The sequence below is a fragment of the Maritalea myrionectae genome, from assembly GCF_003433515.1.
In the GTDB taxonomy this organism is placed as follows: Bacteria; Pseudomonadota; Alphaproteobacteria; order Rhizobiales; family Devosiaceae; genus Maritalea; species Maritalea myrionectae.
Genome location: NZ_CP021330.1, coordinates 18,916 through 36,179, shown reverse-complemented (window position 1 = coordinate 36,179; position 17,264 = coordinate 18,916). Strand labels below are relative to the sequence as shown.

Here is a 17,264-nt window from a genome sequence, read left to right as displayed (position 1 = left end):
TCATCCTAAACAGAGTACAGAGTTTGCGCGTCTTTGCAAATGTAGTCCTGTCAACTTTTACGTGACCGACCAAGCGGCTGCCTCACAAAACGATCCTTGGAGCTCCAAATTTGGGCAAATTAGACGGGGCTTTTTTTAGAAGCAAATTGCACTAATTTGTTTGTTCCCCTTCGAGCGATCTGGGTCATGCCAATAGTGTCTACAAAGCACTGCTAATCACTAGATCCCTCTCGCGGTTTTTCTAATCCTTTTGGCAAGGAAAGAGCCCCGACACCAACTAGAATTTTGGCGAAAGGTCTGCCTGCCGCTTCGTTGGCAAAAACCACCTGGTTATCACCGTCAAGAAAAACGATCCCCAGCGCCAGAACATTGAACGCGTGGGCAGCGGCACTGTTCCAAACGGCATCACCGGCGGAAAGTGTTTTGAGGGCCTGCCACGTGCTGGCGACATCCGCATCGAATTTGGATCGTATGCGTGCAACCTGCCAGAATGTTTTCGATTTCCCTTCGGACTTATCATCAAGATAATGTTTCTTCGCTTCACTCATCTGGCGAGCGGAGGAAGGAGTGCCGTCAAACTGGCAGCGTGTAATCAAGAAACGCGAAAGAACACTCTCTTTATTCAGAAGCCTAAGCGTGTGCCATTCTTCTTCGAGCTTTGACGAAAGAGAAATAGCGCGTGAATGCGCCAAGCTAAGAGATTTTGTCTTAAGCTAGAAAACGACTCGAGGCGTTTCATATGATCCGCGTAGATCAGATGGAATTCGTCGCGAGAAATAGTAATGCCCGCGTTTTTCGAATAAATAGTGAGATGTTTTGGTCCACCCTCCAGCGTGATTCAGAGTGAAAACGCTGAGATGTCGATGGGTTACTTTAGGAATTGGTGCACCCGACACGATTCGAACGTGTGGCCTCTGCCTTCGGAGGGCAGCGTGACAGATTCAGTGCACACGGAGCATATTTCTCGAAAGCCTAATTACTCAATAAAGTCAATTAACTAGCATCCCCATGCTAAGGGGGGTGAAGGCGCTGCGTCAAGCAGAAATCAAGTTAATTCAGCGCCGATTGTGCCAAAATTGTGCCAGAACTGCCCCTATGGGGGAGTTTGAGATCCTATTGCAATTAGATATAGTGCCGGAAAAATATAATATTTTTTTGGGGGACGAGTGTGTGCAGCTTTTTTGTGCTGGTGCTGAGAATTCCTGCTGCTAGATGCAATTCTGATAATATGCTATTTCAGAGATAACAGATTTTTTGACTGATAAGCCAAATTCTCTTGGTAAGATGGTGACAGACTAAATGACAATCGCCAATGACATCTATAATTTTTTGCAAAAACGAAAACCCGCGACGTATTGTGATGATTGTATAACGGCCCTGTTAGGGCTGTCACGACGTCAACAATCTGCCGTACGAACAGATGCTTTGGGAACGACATCCGATTTCATAAGAGAAGTGAACACGTGCGCGCATTGCGGCGACGAAAAGAAAGTGATTAAAGCAACCTAGGTCTCATAACCGCAGTTTACCTATTGCATTCAATGATATCTATCGGGCATTGTTTTGGTTAGAATTATTTTTTGAGAAGTTACAATGCCCACCCCAGAAGAGCTCGCCAGACAGAAGATTGATGACCTGCTCGAAAAAGCAGGCTGGGTTATTCAAGACAAAGAGCAGTTCAACCGCAATGCATCGTTGGGGGTAGCGGTGCGCGAGTTTCACGTAAACACCGGTGAAACTGATTATATGCTTTTTGTTGAGGGAAAGGCTGCTGGTGTTGTTGAAGCGAAAAAAGCTGGCGTTACTCTATCAGGTGTAGCTGAGCAATCAGAAAAGTATATGTCGGCGCTCCCCGAACATTTGGCGAAGTGGCACAACAATCTTGTGTTTGATTACGAAAGCACAGGAGACGAGACATTCTTTAGAAATTTGCTCGATCCTAAGCCTAGATCGAGACGCGTTTTTGCGTTTCACAAGCCTGAAACATTGCTTGCTTGGCTTAAGGACGATGCCACCTTGCGTGGACGATTGAGCCGCATGCCACCGCTGATTACCGATGGTCTTCGCGATTGCCAAATTGAAGCAATTGATGGTCTAGAGCAATCATTAGCAGAAAGCCAACCGCGTTCGTTAATTCAGCTGGCAACGGGGGCAGGCAAAACATTTACAGCGTGCTCTTTTTCCTACCGTCTAATCAAACACGCGAAAGCCAAGCGTATTTTGTTTCTTGTTGACCGCAATAATTTGGGAGACCAGACGCTCAAGGAATACCAAAACTTTCAACCTCCGGGCGCTGCTAATCGGTTTACCGATACCTACATTGTACAACAGCTTCTGTCACGGCAAATCGATCCTGATGCAAAAGTGGTTATTACCACTATCCAGCGTCTTTACGCTCAACTGCAAGGAAAAGAAATTGACCCCGAAGACGAGGAAGTTTCCGCATTTGAAACTTGGCAATCTGAAGAAGGGGAAATAACGCCGATTAGCTACAATCCAGAAGTGCCGATTGAAACGTTTGATTTTATAGTGACCGACGAATGTCATCGTTCGATCTATGGCCTTTGGAGACAGGTGTTAGAATATTTCGATGCATCAATCATAGGGCTCACAGCAACGCCTTCAAAGCATACGCTGGGCTTCTTCAATCAAAACTTGGTAGCTGAGTACCCTTATGACCGTTCGGTCGCTGATGGGGTAAATGTAGGCTATGAAATCTACCGTATAAAAACCCGAGTTACGGAAGACGGTAGCCAAGTTGAAGTGGGCGAGACAGGATTTCAGGTTCCAGTACGGGACAAGCGAACGCGTGCCATTCGGTATCAAGAATTAGATGCGGACCTCCAATATACCGCTAAAGAACTTGACCGCTCCGTTGTGGCTCCCAACCAAATTCGAACTGTGCTGCAAGCATATAAACAGAAGGTTTTTACCGAGTTGTTCCCTGAACGGTCGGGAGAGTGGCTACCCAAGACCCTGATCTTTGCGAAAGATGATAACCACGCCGAAGAAATTGTGCACGCAGTGCGTGAAGTATTTGGTGAAGGAAATGATTTTTGTAAGAAAATCACCTATCGCAACACAGGCGAAAAGCCTAAAGAACTCATCAAGTCATTCCGCGTTGATCCATTCCCTCGAGTTGCTGTCACAGTTGATATGATCGCTACAGGTACAGATATTAAGCCCGTTGAAGTCCTAATTTTTATGCGTGACGTTAAATCGGAAGGTTATTACGAGCAAATGAAAGGGCGTGGCGTAAGATCAATTCCGCCTGCTGATCTTAAGGCGGTTACGCCGGATGCTAGAACAAAAACCCGCTTTATCCTCATTGACGCGGTAGGTGTTTCTGAAACAAAGAAAAATGCTTCTCAGCCACTTGAACGGAAAAAGGGTATTAGCTTTGACAAGCTTGTCGATCAAATTGCTCAAGGTCGTAGAGACGAAGAGGCGCTTTCATCCCTTGCCGGTCGGTTGGCAGCATTAGACCGTAATTTGAATGACGAAGATCGTGCGCGGATCGCTGAAGAAACTGGCGGTAAGCGACCTCGCGATTTGGCCAACGCATTATTGGATGCCATCGATGTCGATAATCAGATCAAGGTCATAAATCAAACATACGGTCCAGCGCCGACGCCAGAGCAAGAAAAACAAGTGGTTGAAAAACTAATCGACTATGCTTGCGAGCCATTTGATGTAGCGCCCGTTCGCAACCTGTTGAAGGACATCAAAAAGCAAAGTGACATCATAATTGATGAAACCACGACAGACCAACTCACACATGCTGGTTTTGACCTAATGCATGCGGAAGCCAAAATCGCGTCGTTTAGGAGCTTTATTGATGAGAATAAGGACGAGTTGACGGCTTTGCAGATCATATACAATCAAACCTACGCAACAAATCGTCTGACGCACGCCGCAATCAAAGAATTAGCTAATGAAATGAAAAACCCGCCGCATCATTTACTGGCAGCAGATATCTGGCAGGCCTATAAACGGCTAGATGCATCATCTGTTAGAGGCGCGCCGGTTGATCAGCAACTAACTGAATTGGTTAGCCTTGTGCGCTTTGCATTGGGTTATGACAAAGTGTTAGAGCCTTTTGCAGCTAAGGTCGAACAGCGTTTCAATCTTTGGATCGGACGTGAAAAGAAGGCCGGTCGTGATTATACCGACGAACAAATGGCTTGGCTGCGCACAATTGCAAACTTTGTCGCTGCAAATGCTGAAATTGAACCAAGAGATTTTATGGAAAGTCCGAGCTTGGCCGAACAAGGGGGAGTTCTGAAGGCCCGTGAAGTACTAGGCACCGGCTTGAATGACATGCTGGACGAATTGCAGGGGGCATTGGTCGCATAATGTCTGATGATATTCCACATAACTGGGCTTTCTCGACTTTGGGCGAGCTTGTGGAACACAAAAAAGGCAAAGTTCCAAAGGCCTTTTCAAATGGACCCGCCGACGGGTTTGTTCCTTACATTGACATTGAGGCCTTCGAAACCGGGTTCGTCAAACGTTTCGCGACTACGCAAAAAACAACAATTTCCACGCAAGACGATGTCCTGCTTGTTTGGGATGGCGCGCGGTTTGGTCTCAGCGGCGTTTTTGGTACTGGGGCGCTGGGTTCGACACTTGTTCGGCTTCGATCGGATGCACTTGAACGGGACTACCTACTCCACTTCGTTCGGCACCACTATCGATTGATAAACTCCAGACCACGTGGGACTGGAACGCCTCACGTCGAGCCGGATGTGTTTTGGCCTCTACAAATTGGCGTTCCCCCGATTGCAGAGCAGCAAAGGATCGTCGAGAGGGTCGAGACACTGTTTGCCCGGCTCGATAAAGGCGAGGAGACGGTGCGTGAGGTGCAAAAGCTCCTGACCCGATATCGCCAGTCCGTCCTAAAATCCGCCGTCACCGGCCAACTCACTGCCGATTGGCGCGCCCAGCGCGAAGGCCAGTTAGAGAGTGGCCGCGATCTCCTTGCTCGCATCCTCGAAACGCGAAAGGAGCATTGGCAAGGGCGTAGAGGCGATAAGAAGCCGGTTAAGCCAGACATCGCAGACTTGTTCGAATTGCCCGAAGGTTGGGTCTGGACATCGGTCGACCAAATCCTGCGCGCTGGCCTGTCAAACGGCCGTTCCGTCCCAGATGCCGAAGGAGAAGGCTTCCCGGTTATGCGCCTCACATCTCTGAAGGACGGTTTGATTGACACATCCGAACGCAAGGCGGGGCGCTGGACCTTCAGCGAGGCCGAACCCTATCTCATTGAACAAGGCGACGTCTTGGTCAGCCGAGGCAATGGCTCCAAGCAGTTGGTTGGTCGCGGTGGTTTGGTTGCTGATGCAGTTGATCCAGTTGCCTACCCAGACACGATGATCCGAATTCCAATATCTTTAGAATACCTCTCGCCTCACTGGTTTGTTCAGTTATGGAATTCGCCTTTTATGCGGTCTTTCGTCGAGACAGCGGCAAAGACAACAGCAGGTATATACAAGATCAATCAAGGCGATATACGGTCATTCCCGGTTCCACTTCCGCCACTTGCTGAGCAGGTTGAAATTGCGAACTTGGTATCGGAAGCCCATGCGAAAACTGTCGACTTAGAACGCTGGTGCGAAACCGAGCTCAAGCGTTCCGCCTCCCTGCGCCAATCAATCCTGAAAGATGCCTTCGCAGGTAAGCTCGTCCCGCAAGACCCTAACGATGAACCGGCCAGTGACCTCCTTGCCCGCATTGCGGCACAGAAACCAGCTGCTAAGAAGACCCGTAGAAAGACACCTTCATGAGCGAATATGCTTCTTATGACGCCAAGGTTATCGAACTTACTCAAGGCAACATCAACAACGACCACTTTTACATGCGGGAGGCATGTGATCTGATCCCTCGTGACGCCATTGGCGGATCAAACGAGGCGTTGGCCGGGAAACCGGTGACAGTGACATTTGTTCCGGGCGGTTCGATTGACACCGACTTTGATGACGAGAAAAAGTTCTTCCGCAGGCGCGGGCCTGTTGGCGAGTTCTTTAAACTTTCTTTTGCCGAGGCCGGTGACTTCGTCCTAGTAACTAAAATGACTGAGCGAGAATTTGAAGTCAGATTGTTGAAGACGTAAATGGACCGGATAAGTAAGGAAACAACATGAGTGACATCAAGCTATTTACGCTCGCTGGAAACACGCTCACTCAACTGACGAGTTCTTCCTCGCCGCTTGAAAAAGCCTTGCAGACTTTGTTTGAAAGTAATCTGGAAACGTTGCTGGGTGTTCGTTTCTTGGCATCGGAGTTCTCGACTACCAATGGTGGGCGAATGGACACCATTGGAATTGATGAGAACAATTATCCCGTAATCATTGAATACAAACGTGTCAGCAGCGAAAATGTAATCAACCAAGGTTTGTTCTATCTTGATTGGTTGATGGATCACAAAGGCGACTTTGAACTATTGGTACGCGACCGCTACGGGAAAGATGTCGCAGATGAAATTGAATGGAGCGCGCCCCGTCTTATTTGTATAGCAGCTGACTTCAACAAATTTGATAGTCATGCCGTCAAACAGATGAGCCGAAATATCGATCTGATCTCATACCAACGTTTTGGCGACGAACTATTGTTGCTCGATCAGCTCACCACTGTTTCAACTAAGGCCTCCACTGCAACGAGTTTCTCAAATGTGAAGTCGTCGAAGTACAAAACAAATTCTCAAAGTTTAGCAGACGCGGACGAGAATCTTGCAAATCTGTACTCAGATATAGAGACGTATATGATCAGTCTTGGGGATGATATCACTCAAAAAACTTTGGACAAATATTTTGCCTTTAAACGGATTAAGAATTTCGCATGTGTCGAAATCAAAACCCAACTAAACGTGATCCGCATCTATTTGAAAGTTGATCCCACTAGCATCGAACTTGAAGAAGGATTTAGCCGAGATGTGCGTAATGTCGGGCATTATGGTACAGGCGACCTAGAGGTAACGATCAAGACGCACCAAGACTTAGAACGGGTAAAGCCACTCATAGAAAAATCGTACGAGGTTTCATAATGGCTGCAACCACATTAATTGATCACCCAATAAGCTAAAAAAGGATCAATAAAGCTTCAGCGGCATCGGAACGAAAAACGACAATATTGTAATCGTGAAAATTGCACTTTGACGGCCTCCGTCAGTTCGCTCAAAACTTTAACGCAGGGGTGACCGAATTCCGATAACCGCAAAATATCCGTAAGAAGGAATTATGAGTTATTTAGAAGATACCAATTACGCTGCGTCAAGTTTGATCGATTTGATCACCCAACAACAGATTGCTTTGGACAAAACAAAAGAAGAATTGTCCGGTTTAATGAAAAAATTCAAGCATTATCATTGGGATTATACCACCAGTGATTTGAATGACGATTTTTCTGAGGCACATGTTATGAACGCGTTTCACAATATGGCAAAGTCGAAGACACATGTGGATGAACTTGAAGCGATAAAGCTTAATCTGGAAGCAACGATTGGTTCAGAGCAGCTAGCAATTCAAGCGTTGGCTGGGGCACTGCTTCAAATCGCAAAGCAGGGCATATCAGTTGTGCACGGTGGTTTACAGAATGCTCCTGATGGTCGGCAGGTAGATGGCGTCGAGCTAAAAAATTTGGTGTGGCAAGCCAGAAATCAAGCACTTCACTTTGAAGATGGAAGTTTTAGTCAGCATGTAAATGCAGTTTTTTCGACCCTACAACAGACGCATGGTGCAAAGTTTGATTTATCAGTTAAGCCCTCAGCAAGTTTAGCGAAACAAGTAGTCTACCTGCTTGGATGGAACAAAATTGACGCATACAAAGATGACATGAAATCGCTGGGATTAGCCTGAAGTACTTGCCAATAATGACAAATGAAAGGACAGAGACAGTGACCAATGAACAACTCGTCTCAAAAGTCTGGAATTACGCACATGTGCTGAGAGATCAGGGCATTTCGTATGGTGACTATATTGAGCAGATCACCTATCTATTGTTTTTGAAAATGGATCAAGAGCGCGTCGATTTACTAGGCGAAGCTTCATCTGTGCCACCAAAATGGAATTGGTCCCAGCTTGCCGGCAAATCAGGCGATGAACTGGAATTACAATATCGCCATACATTGGAAGCTCTAGCCAAAGAAGCTGGTCTTATTGGTACGATATTCCGCAAAGCACAAAACAAACTTTCAGACCCTGCGAAGCTAACAAGAGTAGTCAGTCTAATCGAAAAAGAGGGGCCATGGATCGGCATTGAAGTCGATGTGAAAGGTGAAATCTATGAAGGGCTGTTGGAAAAAAATGCATCAGAAGTAAAATCTGGCGCGGGTCAATACTTCACACCGCGTCCAGTCATCCAAGCAATTGTCGATTGTATTGATCCAAAAATTGGAGAAACCATTTGCGATCCAGCATGTGGAACCGGCGGCTTTTTGCTTTGCGCCTATGATCACTTGAAAGGTCAGAGCCAAGATCGTGATAAGATCAGAGCTCTTAAGGAAAACACATTTACTGGTATCGACATCGTTGATGAAGTGGTCCGCCTTTCAGCAATGAACCTTTATTTGCATGGTGTAGGCAACCATTCTTCACCCGTTCGCCAAGGTGACGCATTATCTGGTGACGATGGAAAGCGCTTTGATGTAGTGCTCACCAATCCGCCTTTTGGGAAGAAGTCGAGCTATACAGTTGTTGGCGAGGATGGCCAGATCACAACCGAGCGCGAGAGCTATGAGCGCGAAGATTTTAAATTCACTACATCAAACAAGCAATTCAACTTCCTACAGCACATTATGACGGTGTTGGAAAGCAATGGCCGAGCAGGTGTTGTGCTCCCAGATAATGTTTTGTTCGAGGCTGGTCGCGCAGGTGAGGGTATCCGCAAGCGGTTGCTCGAGAATTTTAACTTTCACACATTGCTGCGCCTCCCGACAGGTATTTGGTATAGCCCCGGTGTAAAGGCGAACGTATTGTTTTTTGACAAGCGCCCAGCATCAAAAGACGTTCAGACCAAATCGCTTTGGGTTTATGATTACCGCACCAACGTGCACAAGACCCTGAAAACGAAGCCTTTGACTAAAGCGGATTTAAGTGACTTTGTTCAGTGTTTTAAAACACGCAAAGAGAATGAACGTTTTCGAGAATTTGCTTATGATGAATTAAAAACGCGGGATAAGCTCAACCTTGATATCTTTTGGCTCAAGGATGACAGCTTGGAAGATATTGAAAGCCTCCCAGAGCCCGATATTATCGCACAAGAGATAGTTGAAAATCTAGAAGCAGCACTTGACCAATTTCGCAGCGTAGCCGAGGAACTGAAATAGTGCATTCGCGGGCTTTGGCTGCGTCAATCCACCAGATATTCACGATAAAAGATAGATATCGAGCGGGATTGGAGGCGCATTAAGCGCCTCCTTTAACTTGGTTTTCGCGTTTCCACATTGGTTGCAGATTTGTGTAGTGACACAGTTCGATCAGTTCCTCATTGCTGTTTGCAGCGGATAACGGAATTGTATGGTCGATTTCCCATTGACCATACTTTTCCCATGTCATTCCTTTAGTGCGTTTGTTGGCAATATGCTGAGTAAGCTGAACCGCATCGCACCCGATAGCTTGTACAGGGCCATAAACGCCTTTGAGGGCTTGTCCAGAGCGCCTTTGAACATTTCGGTATATCCGGTACCGAACATCTGTTGCGCATTTTCTTGCCTCTCTCTGGCGTGCTTTTTCTGCATTGCATTCAACGCATTGACGGTTGCTAACATATCGCTCTGCCGCGTGCCCTGCCTTGCATTTTTTTCCCGTGTAAAAACGAGAAAGGCCGCGCAGGGCGGCCTCTTCTCGGGTGATGGTCAATGTGTCTGTTTCAAAACTCGAACTAGCCATCATTGTTGTCCCTCATATTGGAAATACGAGGAGCCGCTGCGACCCGTTGACGAGAAATGGGAAAGGCCTATCGCAGTTGCTGCTTGACTGAGCTCAGATGCATTATTGTTGAGATCGCGAATTATCCGCTTCAGGGTTGAGCTCGAAAGTCTAGTTTCGGAAGTGACTTCAGCAATAGAATATTTCCCGTAAAGCCGCGTACCACTGAAGAAATCAAGCAGCTTACGGTTTCTGTTTTGCGTCTTGGGTTTGCGCTTTGTTGCTTGGCCATCAATTTCAAATTCAGAGACCACAATGTTTGGCATTGCTGAAATCACCTGCTTTAAAACCTCACCGCCTTGCCCAGTTTTCGCACCTAAAAGCAGATAGGCATTGCATGGAGCGCAGTTGCCTTCCTCATCAATAATTCGCCTTATCCTAATTCTGTTCAAAGCTTGTACAAGTGAAGTGACATTCGCACTTAGTTTCAGTTTGGCAATCGGATCATGGCCATCAACTTGTACCCTGTCGTATTGGCTGTTTAGCCATTCCTCAGTTTGAGGGCCAAGTGCTGCCATATAAGCCAAGCGAAGTGAGATTTCATCCCGATGCGAAAGCCCTGCAACCAAAATAGTGTCGTACTCAGACCAATCGTTTCTGCCATCAAGATTTCCATAGTTAGCAGTATCGGTGAAAATGTCGGTGTATGGGACTGCGGCAAACTCATTAAGCGCCACTTTGTGACAGCAGACTAACGTTTGGCAGTGTGGTTGGACTTGGGTTTGCAACGATTGATATAGCTCAGAAGCGAGAAGAGCAGCGTTGTCTTTGAGGGAACTCTTGCCAGTCCGGTTGCCATAATTCACATTCAGTGTAGCATTCTGATAGTTGCGCAGTTCATTTCCAATTGAGTGGACATAGACATGCTCGGAATGCAGAGTATACTCAAAATCGAGTTCGGCAGTTGCATCTAAGACAATTGCGTTGCGATGTGGGATGCGACTTGATGTTGAAAGAAACGTATCGGCTCCGGTCTTAGAAAGCATAAGGTATCCGTTTTTCAAAGTTCCAAAGAGCTTGAGGGCTTCAGTTACTATCTCCAGCGCTCCTCTTCGGCATTCAATATCATTGCGCCCAGTGAAGTCGTGATCTAGGCGTTGCCTATTTAAATACTTGATGAGCGCAGAGAAATCTGGTGGACAGCCAAAATCTGCCATTTCAACAATTTGGTGTTTATTGTCCGCACTGCCGTCGCTCTTTTTGGCGAGGATTTCCAATAACACATCTAGATAGGTGGCTTCGGTTGGAAAGAGACCTCGACCAAATTCATCAATGGAACTGATCGCCAAACGGAGGGCTTTCAATGTGACATGACAGTTTTGTGAAAGCTCAATCTTCTCATCTATGAATGTAAGTTGCCTGCAGCCCATTTCGAAATTTACGATTTGGTCTAAATTCCAGGACGCCTGTAGTTGAGAAGCTTCGATTGCCAACATGTATTTTTTGTGAGTAACAACCAAAAAAGGAACTTCAGTTGGGTTGCTAACTGCGTTTTCGGAATGCCAAGCTTGGGCGAGTTGGTTGCCTTGGAGATTGTTGATTTTTTGAACAATTGTGTCGGCATCCCTAATTGTTCTGACAACAATCAATACCCCCGGCATAAACTGCAATTCTTTATGGAGATCTGCGCTGCCTTTGGAAAAGGAGGATTTGCTCTCGATTATTGTCTTCGCTATTAAACGGCATGTTTCTATCATCATTGTTGTTTTGCCGCAGCCAGTGGGTAATGGAAACACGTCAAGGGTGGATGAATTAATCTGGCTGAGGTGTTGATTGACAAGGTTGCCAAATCGTTCAATTTGAACGCCTAGCTGGGCAGGTGAGACCGCAATCATATTGCCTAGTTCGCGTTCGGTTTCTCTTCTCAATTCTTGAACGTCAATTCGCATGTTATCTCCTAAAATGAGAAGTGCCCCGGCGTTAGCCGAGGCACATTTAAATTGGGCCACATTTCTCTAGAAATACTTATAGGGAAAAGTGGACCAGTTTATTTTTCGGTGAAAAAATTAAAGCTGACGGCTCCAAGGAAGCTCATCGAAGCTCCATCAAAACTTGGTTCCTTCTCTACAGTAGGGGACGAATAAGAAATTAGACCGTTTTGGCGCCTGTCGAATAACATAAGCCAGCACCTTCTATGTCAGCACAAGTCCTCGAGGCTGCAACGAATTTGTTTGCGAAATAGGTAACGAAACTAATGTCAAATTCAGACTTGGGTACATTAAGTCCTTCAGACCAAAGAGTTTCAATCAATGCCATCTTTTCATTGCTTCTCGAGACGACAAGCATCAGTTGTCTCTTTTTGAAGATGAAGAGTTTTTGATCGACGACCTCGATGATGCCGACGTGAAGAATTAGGCCTGATTGATAATCAAGCCGAAAGCCTAGTGAATTTTTGTAGTTATGGATTGGGTCAAGCCCTAGGCCTTTGGTCGCTAACATCATCAGTCGACGGGCAGAGGAGGAAAGGTTCACTAGCTCACGCATTTGCTTGCCCCTCGTTTAGCTTCCTTGCAACATCTGCTGGGTTTAGGTGCGTATATCTAAACAGCATACGCAAGTCCTTGTGGCCGCTTATAAGAGCTACCTCTGGGATGGAGAGCCCGCGTTCAAAAAAGCGGCTGATAGCCTCGTGGCGAAGGTCATGAAAGCGAAAATCAGCTACACTTGAGCATGACCTGCTTGCACGCTTGCGACAACGCTCCCATGCGAGCCGTAGTGCGTTAGGAGTGCAGGCAAACAGTTTGCCATCAACTAGATCGGCCTTTCCTTGCATCCCTTTGAGCAATGTTACGGCCTGGTTAGTAAGCGGGATATTGCGCGGGCGTCCCGTCTTTGTCATAGGCACAAGTAAGGTGCTGAGCTCAAAATCTACATGATGGATTGAAACATTTAGCAACTCGCCTCTGCGCAGGCCAGTTTCCAAAGACAGAAGGATTGCAGCGTTGAGAAATGGGGATGAGCAGTTGCAAGCTTCCGTTAGGAGCGTCTCCAGTTCAACATTGTGTAGGCGGCGGCATCTCGCATCATTTGACCGGGGGAAGCGCACTCCTGCAATTGGGTTTTGTGTTAAGCGGATATCCCACTCATTGATTGCGGTCGCAAAGATTGCTCTCAATAGGCCAAGCTCGCGGACCACACTATTCGGCTTTACCTCTAAGAGCCTTTCATCGCGGTATGCCGCAAACGCCTTGGTGCTCAGCTTGTCTAACGAGGTGCTGGCCCACGACTGTGCTAGAAAAGTCTTGATACGGTAGCGCTCTGATGCACTACCTCTTTTGTTCGGTGTGACATCGTCCCTGTAGCGTTCAAGAAGCTCTGACACTGTTGTGTTCTGGAGTGTCTCGCGTTGCTGGGCATCTATGCCTTTGTCGGCCTCGCGTTCGACCTTTCGTGCCCATGCAAGGGCATCTGCTTTTGTGTGGAAGCTTTTTGTACTGGTGGTAAAGCCAGCTCTACGTACCTGTGCTTGCCACTTTGCGTTTCGTTTCCGGAATGTTGCCATTTCTCATATCTCGTTCAAACTGTGCCAAAATTGTGCCAGTGTGACGAATTGAGAATAATCAGACGTGTCGAAAACCGCGATATCCCTTTGATATATAAGGGATAAAATTGGTGCACCCGACACGATTCGAACGTGTGACCTCTGCCTTCGGAGGGCAGCGCTCTATCCAGCTGAGCTACGGGTGCGCCGGTGCGCCTATGAGTGGCAACGTTTGCCACGGCGCGAATGTGCCGGGAACTTAAACCAAGCCTTGGCTTGTGACAATGCTCAATTTCACCCAATTTGGGATAAATTTGGCGATTGCGCTTCGCCATTTGAAATTTCGGGTTGAATGGGCCGGGGGGGCAGGTAACATGAGCGCCTGATGAGCGAATCCCATATCGCTCTTATGGTCTGAAGGAAACAAAATGCATCTCTTGCTGGTCGATGGCTCCACCTATATTTTTCGTGCTTACCATGCCTTGCCACCGCTGGCACGCAAGTCGGATGGGCTGCCCGTCGGCGCCGTCTCCGGCTTTTGCAACATGCTTTATAAGCTGACGTTAGATTTTGAAGGGGAAGAAAACCCCACCCACATGGCGGTGATTTTCGACCATTCCGGCAAAACATTCCGCAATGATTTCTATCCTGAATACAAGGCCCATCGTCCGCCTGCGCCAGAAGATTTGGTGCCGCAATTTCCGCTGACGCGCGATGCAACCCGCGCATTCGGCATCGCGTCCATTGAACAGGAAGGCTTTGAGGCTGACGATTTGATCGCCACCTATGCCCGTCAAGCCGAGGCCAAAGGCATGCGGGTGACGATTGTATCGAGCGATAAGGATTTGATGCAGCTGGTGTCGGACAAAATCTCTATGCTCGACACCATGAAAAACAAATGGATCAGCTATGATGAGGTGCAGGAAAAATTTGGCTGCGGCCCGGATAAGGTGATCGATATTCAGTCACTGGCGGGCGATAGTGTGGATAATGTGCCCGGTGTGCCTGGCATCGGCATTAAGACAGCGGCGCAGCTGATCGCGGAATATGGCGATCTCGATACGCTGTTGGAACGAGCTGGCGAGATCAAGCAGAACAAACGCCGCGAAAAGCTGATCGAATTTGCTGATCAGGCCCGAATTTCGCGCGATTTGGTGACCTTGAAAGCTGATGTGCCAGTGGAAGTGCCGCTGGATGATTTGGCGCGGCAACCCATCAGCGCCAGCGATGTGATTCCGTTTCTGAAAGCCATGGAGTTCACCACCATCACCAAGCGTGTGGCTTCGGCTTTGGAGGCGGATGCCGACGAGATTGAAGCGGACGAAAACCTGACTGCAGACGAAAGCGAAGTGGAAACGACAGCAAGCGCAGAATCGGGTGAACACACGCCCGAAGGTTTGTTTGCAAAACGCTTGGCAGAAGTGCAAGCCATCCCGATTGATCACGACAAATATGAAATTGTCCGCACCCCTGAAGCGCTGCAAAAATGGGTGGATGCCATTTGGGACAAGGGCTATGTGGCGATCGATACGGAAACCACCGGGCTGGACAACCAGCAAGCAGATTTGGTGGGCATTTGCCTGGCCACGGAAATGGGCGAGGGGTGTTATATCCCCTTGCAACACAAATCTGGCGAGGACGATTTGCTGGGTGGCGGCAAGGCACCAGATCAGTTGCCGCTGGCGGAGGTGCTCGACGCGCTAAAGCCTGTTTTGGAAGCGCGCTCAATTCTCAAAATCGGGCAAAATATGAAATATGACATGGGCATGTTGATGCGCTATGGCATTGAAATGTCGCCCATTGATGACACCATGTTGATGTCCTACACAACCGATGGTGCGCGAAATAACGGCATGGATGCACTGTCCGAAAAATGGCTGAACCATACGCCAATCAAATTCACAGATTTGGCGGGCACAGGCAAAAAGCAAAAGACATTTGACCTGCTCGAAATTGAATCTGCATCCAAATATGCAGCAGAAGATGCGGACATTACCCTGCGCCTTTGGCACATTCTCAAGCAGCGGGTGGTCGCTGAAAAAGCCAACACACTTTATGAAACCATCGAGCGGCCATTGGTGCCGGTGTTGGCACGTATGGAAGCCCGTGGCATTCACGTAAACCGCCAAATTCTGAGCCAATTGTCAGGCGAATTCGCGCAACGCGCTGCGGCAATTGAGGCGGAAGCGCACGAGCTGGCGGGTGAGAAGTTCAATGTTGGCTCGCCCAAGCAATTGGGTGGCATTTTGTTTGGCAAAATGGAATTGCCCGGCGGCAAGAAAACCAAAACCGGGGCGTGGCAAACCGGCGCCAGCGTGCTGGATGATTTGGCGGCTGAAGGCAACGAGTTGGCGCAAAAAGTGCTGGATTGGCGTGGACTATCCAAGTTGAAATCGACCTATACGGACGCGCTGCCGGAATTTATCAATCCAAACACGGGCCGGGTGCACACATCATATGCACAAGCGGCAGTGGCCACGGGTCGCCTGTCTTCATCTGATCCAAACTTGCAAAATATTCCCGTGCGTTCTGAAGATGGCCGAAAGATCCGCACCGCCTTTGTGGCGGAAAAGGGCAAGAAACTGATTTCGGCTGACTATAGTCAAATTGAGCTGCGCGTGTTGGCGCATATCGCGGATATCGACGCGTTGAAAAAAGCGTTTTCAGATGGGCTCGATATTCACGCCATGACCGCGTCGGAAATGTTCAATGTGCCGATTGAAGGCATGGACCCCATGGTGCGCCGCCAAGCCAAGGCGATCAATTTCGGGATCATTTATGGTATTTCAGCGTTTGGCTTGGCCAATCAGTTGGGCATCTCACGCTCGGAAGCCAGCGAATATATCAAGAAATATTTTGAGCGTTTCCCCGGCATCCAGGACTATATGAATGAGATGAAAAAGTTTGCCCACGATAAGGGATATGTGGAGACATTGTTTGGGCGCAAAGCGTTTTTCCCCGAGATCAACACCAAAAACCAGGGCCACCGCGCCTTTTATGAGCGGGCGGCAATCAATGCGCCGATCCAAGGGTCTGCCGCGGACATTATCCGCCGCGCCATGATTAAAATGGAATCCGTGCTGCAGGAAAGTTCAGTGCCAGCGGATATGCTGCTGCAAGTGCACGATGAATTGATTTTTGAGGTGCCGGAAGACAGGGCAGATGACGCCATTCCGCTGATCCAACGCGTGATGAGCGACGCCTCACTGCCCGCCGTGCACTTGAGCGTGCCGCTGGATGTGGATGCCCGCGCCGCGGACAATTGGAACGATGCGCACTAATGAAAATCACCTTGACCTACCGGGGCGTTGTGCCATCGGCCCATTCTGGGGGCGGCAAGAACAAGAGCGCACATATTTCAAATATGCGTTTGGCGTTTCACGAGCAACTGAAGAGGCTTTGGGGACAGCCGCCATTTGGAGTGCTCAAAAAATGGGAGGATACTGGATTTGAAGCCAACGCGCCTAATTTCATAAAGGCAGTAGGGGGTATCAAGTATGTTCCGTTTTTTGATCTTCCAAAGATCGGTATTGCTGTCAGTCTAGATATAACTCTGCTTTCCGGCGAACCGAACAATGCGCCACAGTTAATATCAAAAGGCGATCTCGACAATCGAATTAAATCTATCATTGATGCTTTGCATCCGCCACAAAAGGATAATCTGAGCGGAAGTGAGAAAGAGCTGAATCGCATTTATTGTTTGATGGGTGACGATGAAGCAGTGAAAGAGTTGACTGCTACAACGCGTCCATTTCTCGCTTCTGAGAATCACGACGACGCATTTGTATTGGTGGAAGTCAGACCGGTCCCTATAGAGGTCACTCAAAGCAATATCGAAATGTCTTTGTGATCGAACCAGCC

The 17,264-nt window shown here is 47.9% G+C and carries 13 protein-coding genes and 1 tRNA gene; 8 read left to right on the top strand and 6 right to left on the bottom strand.

Going from position 1 to position 17,264, the window contains the following annotated elements; translation table 11 throughout:
* Window positions 1-212 precede the first annotated feature (212 nt).
* Window positions 213-692, bottom strand: coding sequence for a hypothetical protein (locus tag MXMO3_RS00155; RefSeq protein ID WP_162889068.1), 480 nt, complete (start codon window positions 690-692; stop codon window positions 213-215).
* A 901-nt stretch (window positions 693-1,593) separates the two neighbouring features.
* On the opposite strand from MXMO3_RS00155, the gene MXMO3_RS00150 reads away from it, so the two are divergent.
* From MXMO3_RS00150 to MXMO3_RS00125, 6 genes are all read left to right on the top strand, one after another.
* Complete coding sequence (locus tag MXMO3_RS00150) at window positions 1,594-4,356, top strand: type I restriction endonuclease subunit R (protein ID WP_117394540.1); 2,763 nt, start codon at window positions 1,594-1,596, stop codon at window positions 4,354-4,356.
* Window positions 4,356-5,786, top strand: coding sequence for a restriction endonuclease subunit S (locus MXMO3_RS00145; protein WP_117394539.1), 1,431 nt, complete (start codon window positions 4,356-4,358; stop codon window positions 5,784-5,786). The genes MXMO3_RS00150 and MXMO3_RS00145 overlap by 1 nt, the downstream gene beginning before the upstream one ends.
* Window positions 5,783-6,112: a hypothetical protein gene (locus tag MXMO3_RS00140; RefSeq protein ID WP_117394538.1), complete on the top strand. Its 330-nt coding sequence runs from the start codon at window positions 5,783-5,785 to the stop codon at window positions 6,110-6,112. Before MXMO3_RS00145 ends, MXMO3_RS00140 begins: the two co-directional genes overlap by 4 nt.
* A gap of 26 nt (window positions 6,113-6,138) precedes the next feature.
* Complete coding sequence (locus tag MXMO3_RS00135; protein ID WP_117394537.1) at window positions 6,139-7,041, top strand: DUF5655 domain-containing protein; 903 nt, start codon at window positions 6,139-6,141, stop codon at window positions 7,039-7,041.
* 193 nt (window positions 7,042-7,234) lie between these two features.
* Window positions 7,235-7,852: a hypothetical protein gene (locus MXMO3_RS00130; RefSeq protein WP_117394536.1), complete on the top strand. Its 618-nt coding sequence runs from the start codon at window positions 7,235-7,237 to the stop codon at window positions 7,850-7,852.
* Window positions 7,853-7,890: 38 nt separating this feature from the next.
* Window positions 7,891-9,321 (top strand): type I restriction-modification system subunit M, encoded by a 1,431-nt coding sequence (locus MXMO3_RS00125; RefSeq protein ID WP_117394535.1) that lies wholly within the window; start codon window positions 7,891-7,893, stop codon window positions 9,319-9,321.
* A 79-nt stretch (window positions 9,322-9,400) separates the two neighbouring features.
* Here MXMO3_RS00125 and MXMO3_RS18775 read toward each other — a convergent pair whose 3' ends face one another.
* The 5 genes from MXMO3_RS18775 to MXMO3_RS00100 form a co-directional block, all read right to left on the bottom strand.
* Window positions 9,401-9,886: a hypothetical protein gene (locus tag MXMO3_RS18775; protein WP_205468049.1), complete on the bottom strand. Its 486-nt coding sequence runs from the start codon at window positions 9,884-9,886 to the stop codon at window positions 9,401-9,403.
* Entirely contained in the window at window positions 9,883-11,811 is a 1,929-nt protein-coding gene (locus tag MXMO3_RS00115; RefSeq protein WP_117394534.1) for a hypothetical protein, read from the bottom strand. Before MXMO3_RS00115 ends, MXMO3_RS18775 begins: the two co-directional genes overlap by 4 nt.
* Before the next feature lie 199 nt (window positions 11,812-12,010).
* Entirely contained in the window at window positions 12,011-12,406 is a 396-nt protein-coding gene (locus MXMO3_RS00110) for a hypothetical protein (RefSeq protein WP_117394533.1), read from the bottom strand.
* Entirely contained in the window at window positions 12,399-13,424 is a 1,026-nt protein-coding gene (locus MXMO3_RS00105; protein WP_117394532.1) for a tyrosine-type recombinase/integrase, read from the bottom strand. Before MXMO3_RS00105 ends, MXMO3_RS00110 begins: the two co-directional genes overlap by 8 nt.
* Window positions 13,425-13,532: 108 nt before the next feature.
* Window positions 13,533-13,609 (bottom strand) — tRNA-Arg (locus tag MXMO3_RS00100).
* A 222-nt stretch (window positions 13,610-13,831) separates the two neighbouring features.
* On the opposite strand from MXMO3_RS00100, the gene polA reads away from it, so the two are divergent.
* Together polA and MXMO3_RS00090 are read left to right on the top strand one after the other, a co-directional pair.
* Complete coding sequence (polA, locus tag MXMO3_RS00095; protein ID WP_117394531.1) at window positions 13,832-16,684, top strand: DNA polymerase I; 2,853 nt, start codon at window positions 13,832-13,834, stop codon at window positions 16,682-16,684.
* Complete coding sequence (locus tag MXMO3_RS00090; protein ID WP_117394530.1) at window positions 16,684-17,253, top strand: hypothetical protein; 570 nt, start codon at window positions 16,684-16,686, stop codon at window positions 17,251-17,253. Before polA ends, MXMO3_RS00090 begins: the two co-directional genes overlap by 1 nt.
* Window positions 17,254-17,264 lie beyond the last annotated feature (11 nt).

Excerpts from the sequence above, each read along its gene's own strand:
- polA (WP_117394531.1), top strand. The coding sequence starts at position 13,832 with ATGCATCTCTTGCTGGTCGATGGCTCCACCTATATTTTTCGTGCTTAC.
- MXMO3_RS00145 (WP_117394539.1), top strand. The coding sequence starts at position 4,356 with ATGTCTGATGATATTCCACATAACTGGGCTTTCTCGACTTTGGGCGAG.
- MXMO3_RS00130 (WP_117394536.1), top strand. The coding sequence starts at position 7,235 with ATGAGTTATTTAGAAGATACCAATTACGCTGCGTCAAGTTTGATCGAT.
- MXMO3_RS00135 (WP_117394537.1), top strand. The coding sequence starts at position 6,139 with ATGAGTGACATCAAGCTATTTACGCTCGCTGGAAACACGCTCACTCAA.
- MXMO3_RS00140 (WP_117394538.1), top strand. The coding sequence starts at position 5,783 with ATGAGCGAATATGCTTCTTATGACGCCAAGGTTATCGAACTTACTCAA.
- MXMO3_RS00110 (WP_117394533.1), bottom strand. The coding sequence starts at position 12,406 with ATGCGTGAGCTAGTGAACCTTTCCTCCTCTGCCCGTCGACTGATGATG.
- MXMO3_RS18775 (WP_205468049.1), bottom strand. The coding sequence starts at position 9,886 with ATGATGGCTAGTTCGAGTTTTGAAACAGACACATTGACCATCACCCGA.
- MXMO3_RS00105 (WP_117394532.1), bottom strand. The coding sequence starts at position 13,424 with ATGGCAACATTCCGGAAACGAAACGCAAAGTGGCAAGCACAGGTACGT.
- MXMO3_RS00115 (WP_117394534.1), bottom strand. The coding sequence starts at position 11,811 with ATGCGAATTGACGTTCAAGAATTGAGAAGAGAAACCGAACGCGAACTA.
- MXMO3_RS00090 (WP_117394530.1), top strand. The coding sequence starts at position 16,684 with ATGAAAATCACCTTGACCTACCGGGGCGTTGTGCCATCGGCCCATTCT.
- MXMO3_RS00150 (WP_117394540.1), top strand. The coding sequence starts at position 1,594 with ATGCCCACCCCAGAAGAGCTCGCCAGACAGAAGATTGATGACCTGCTC.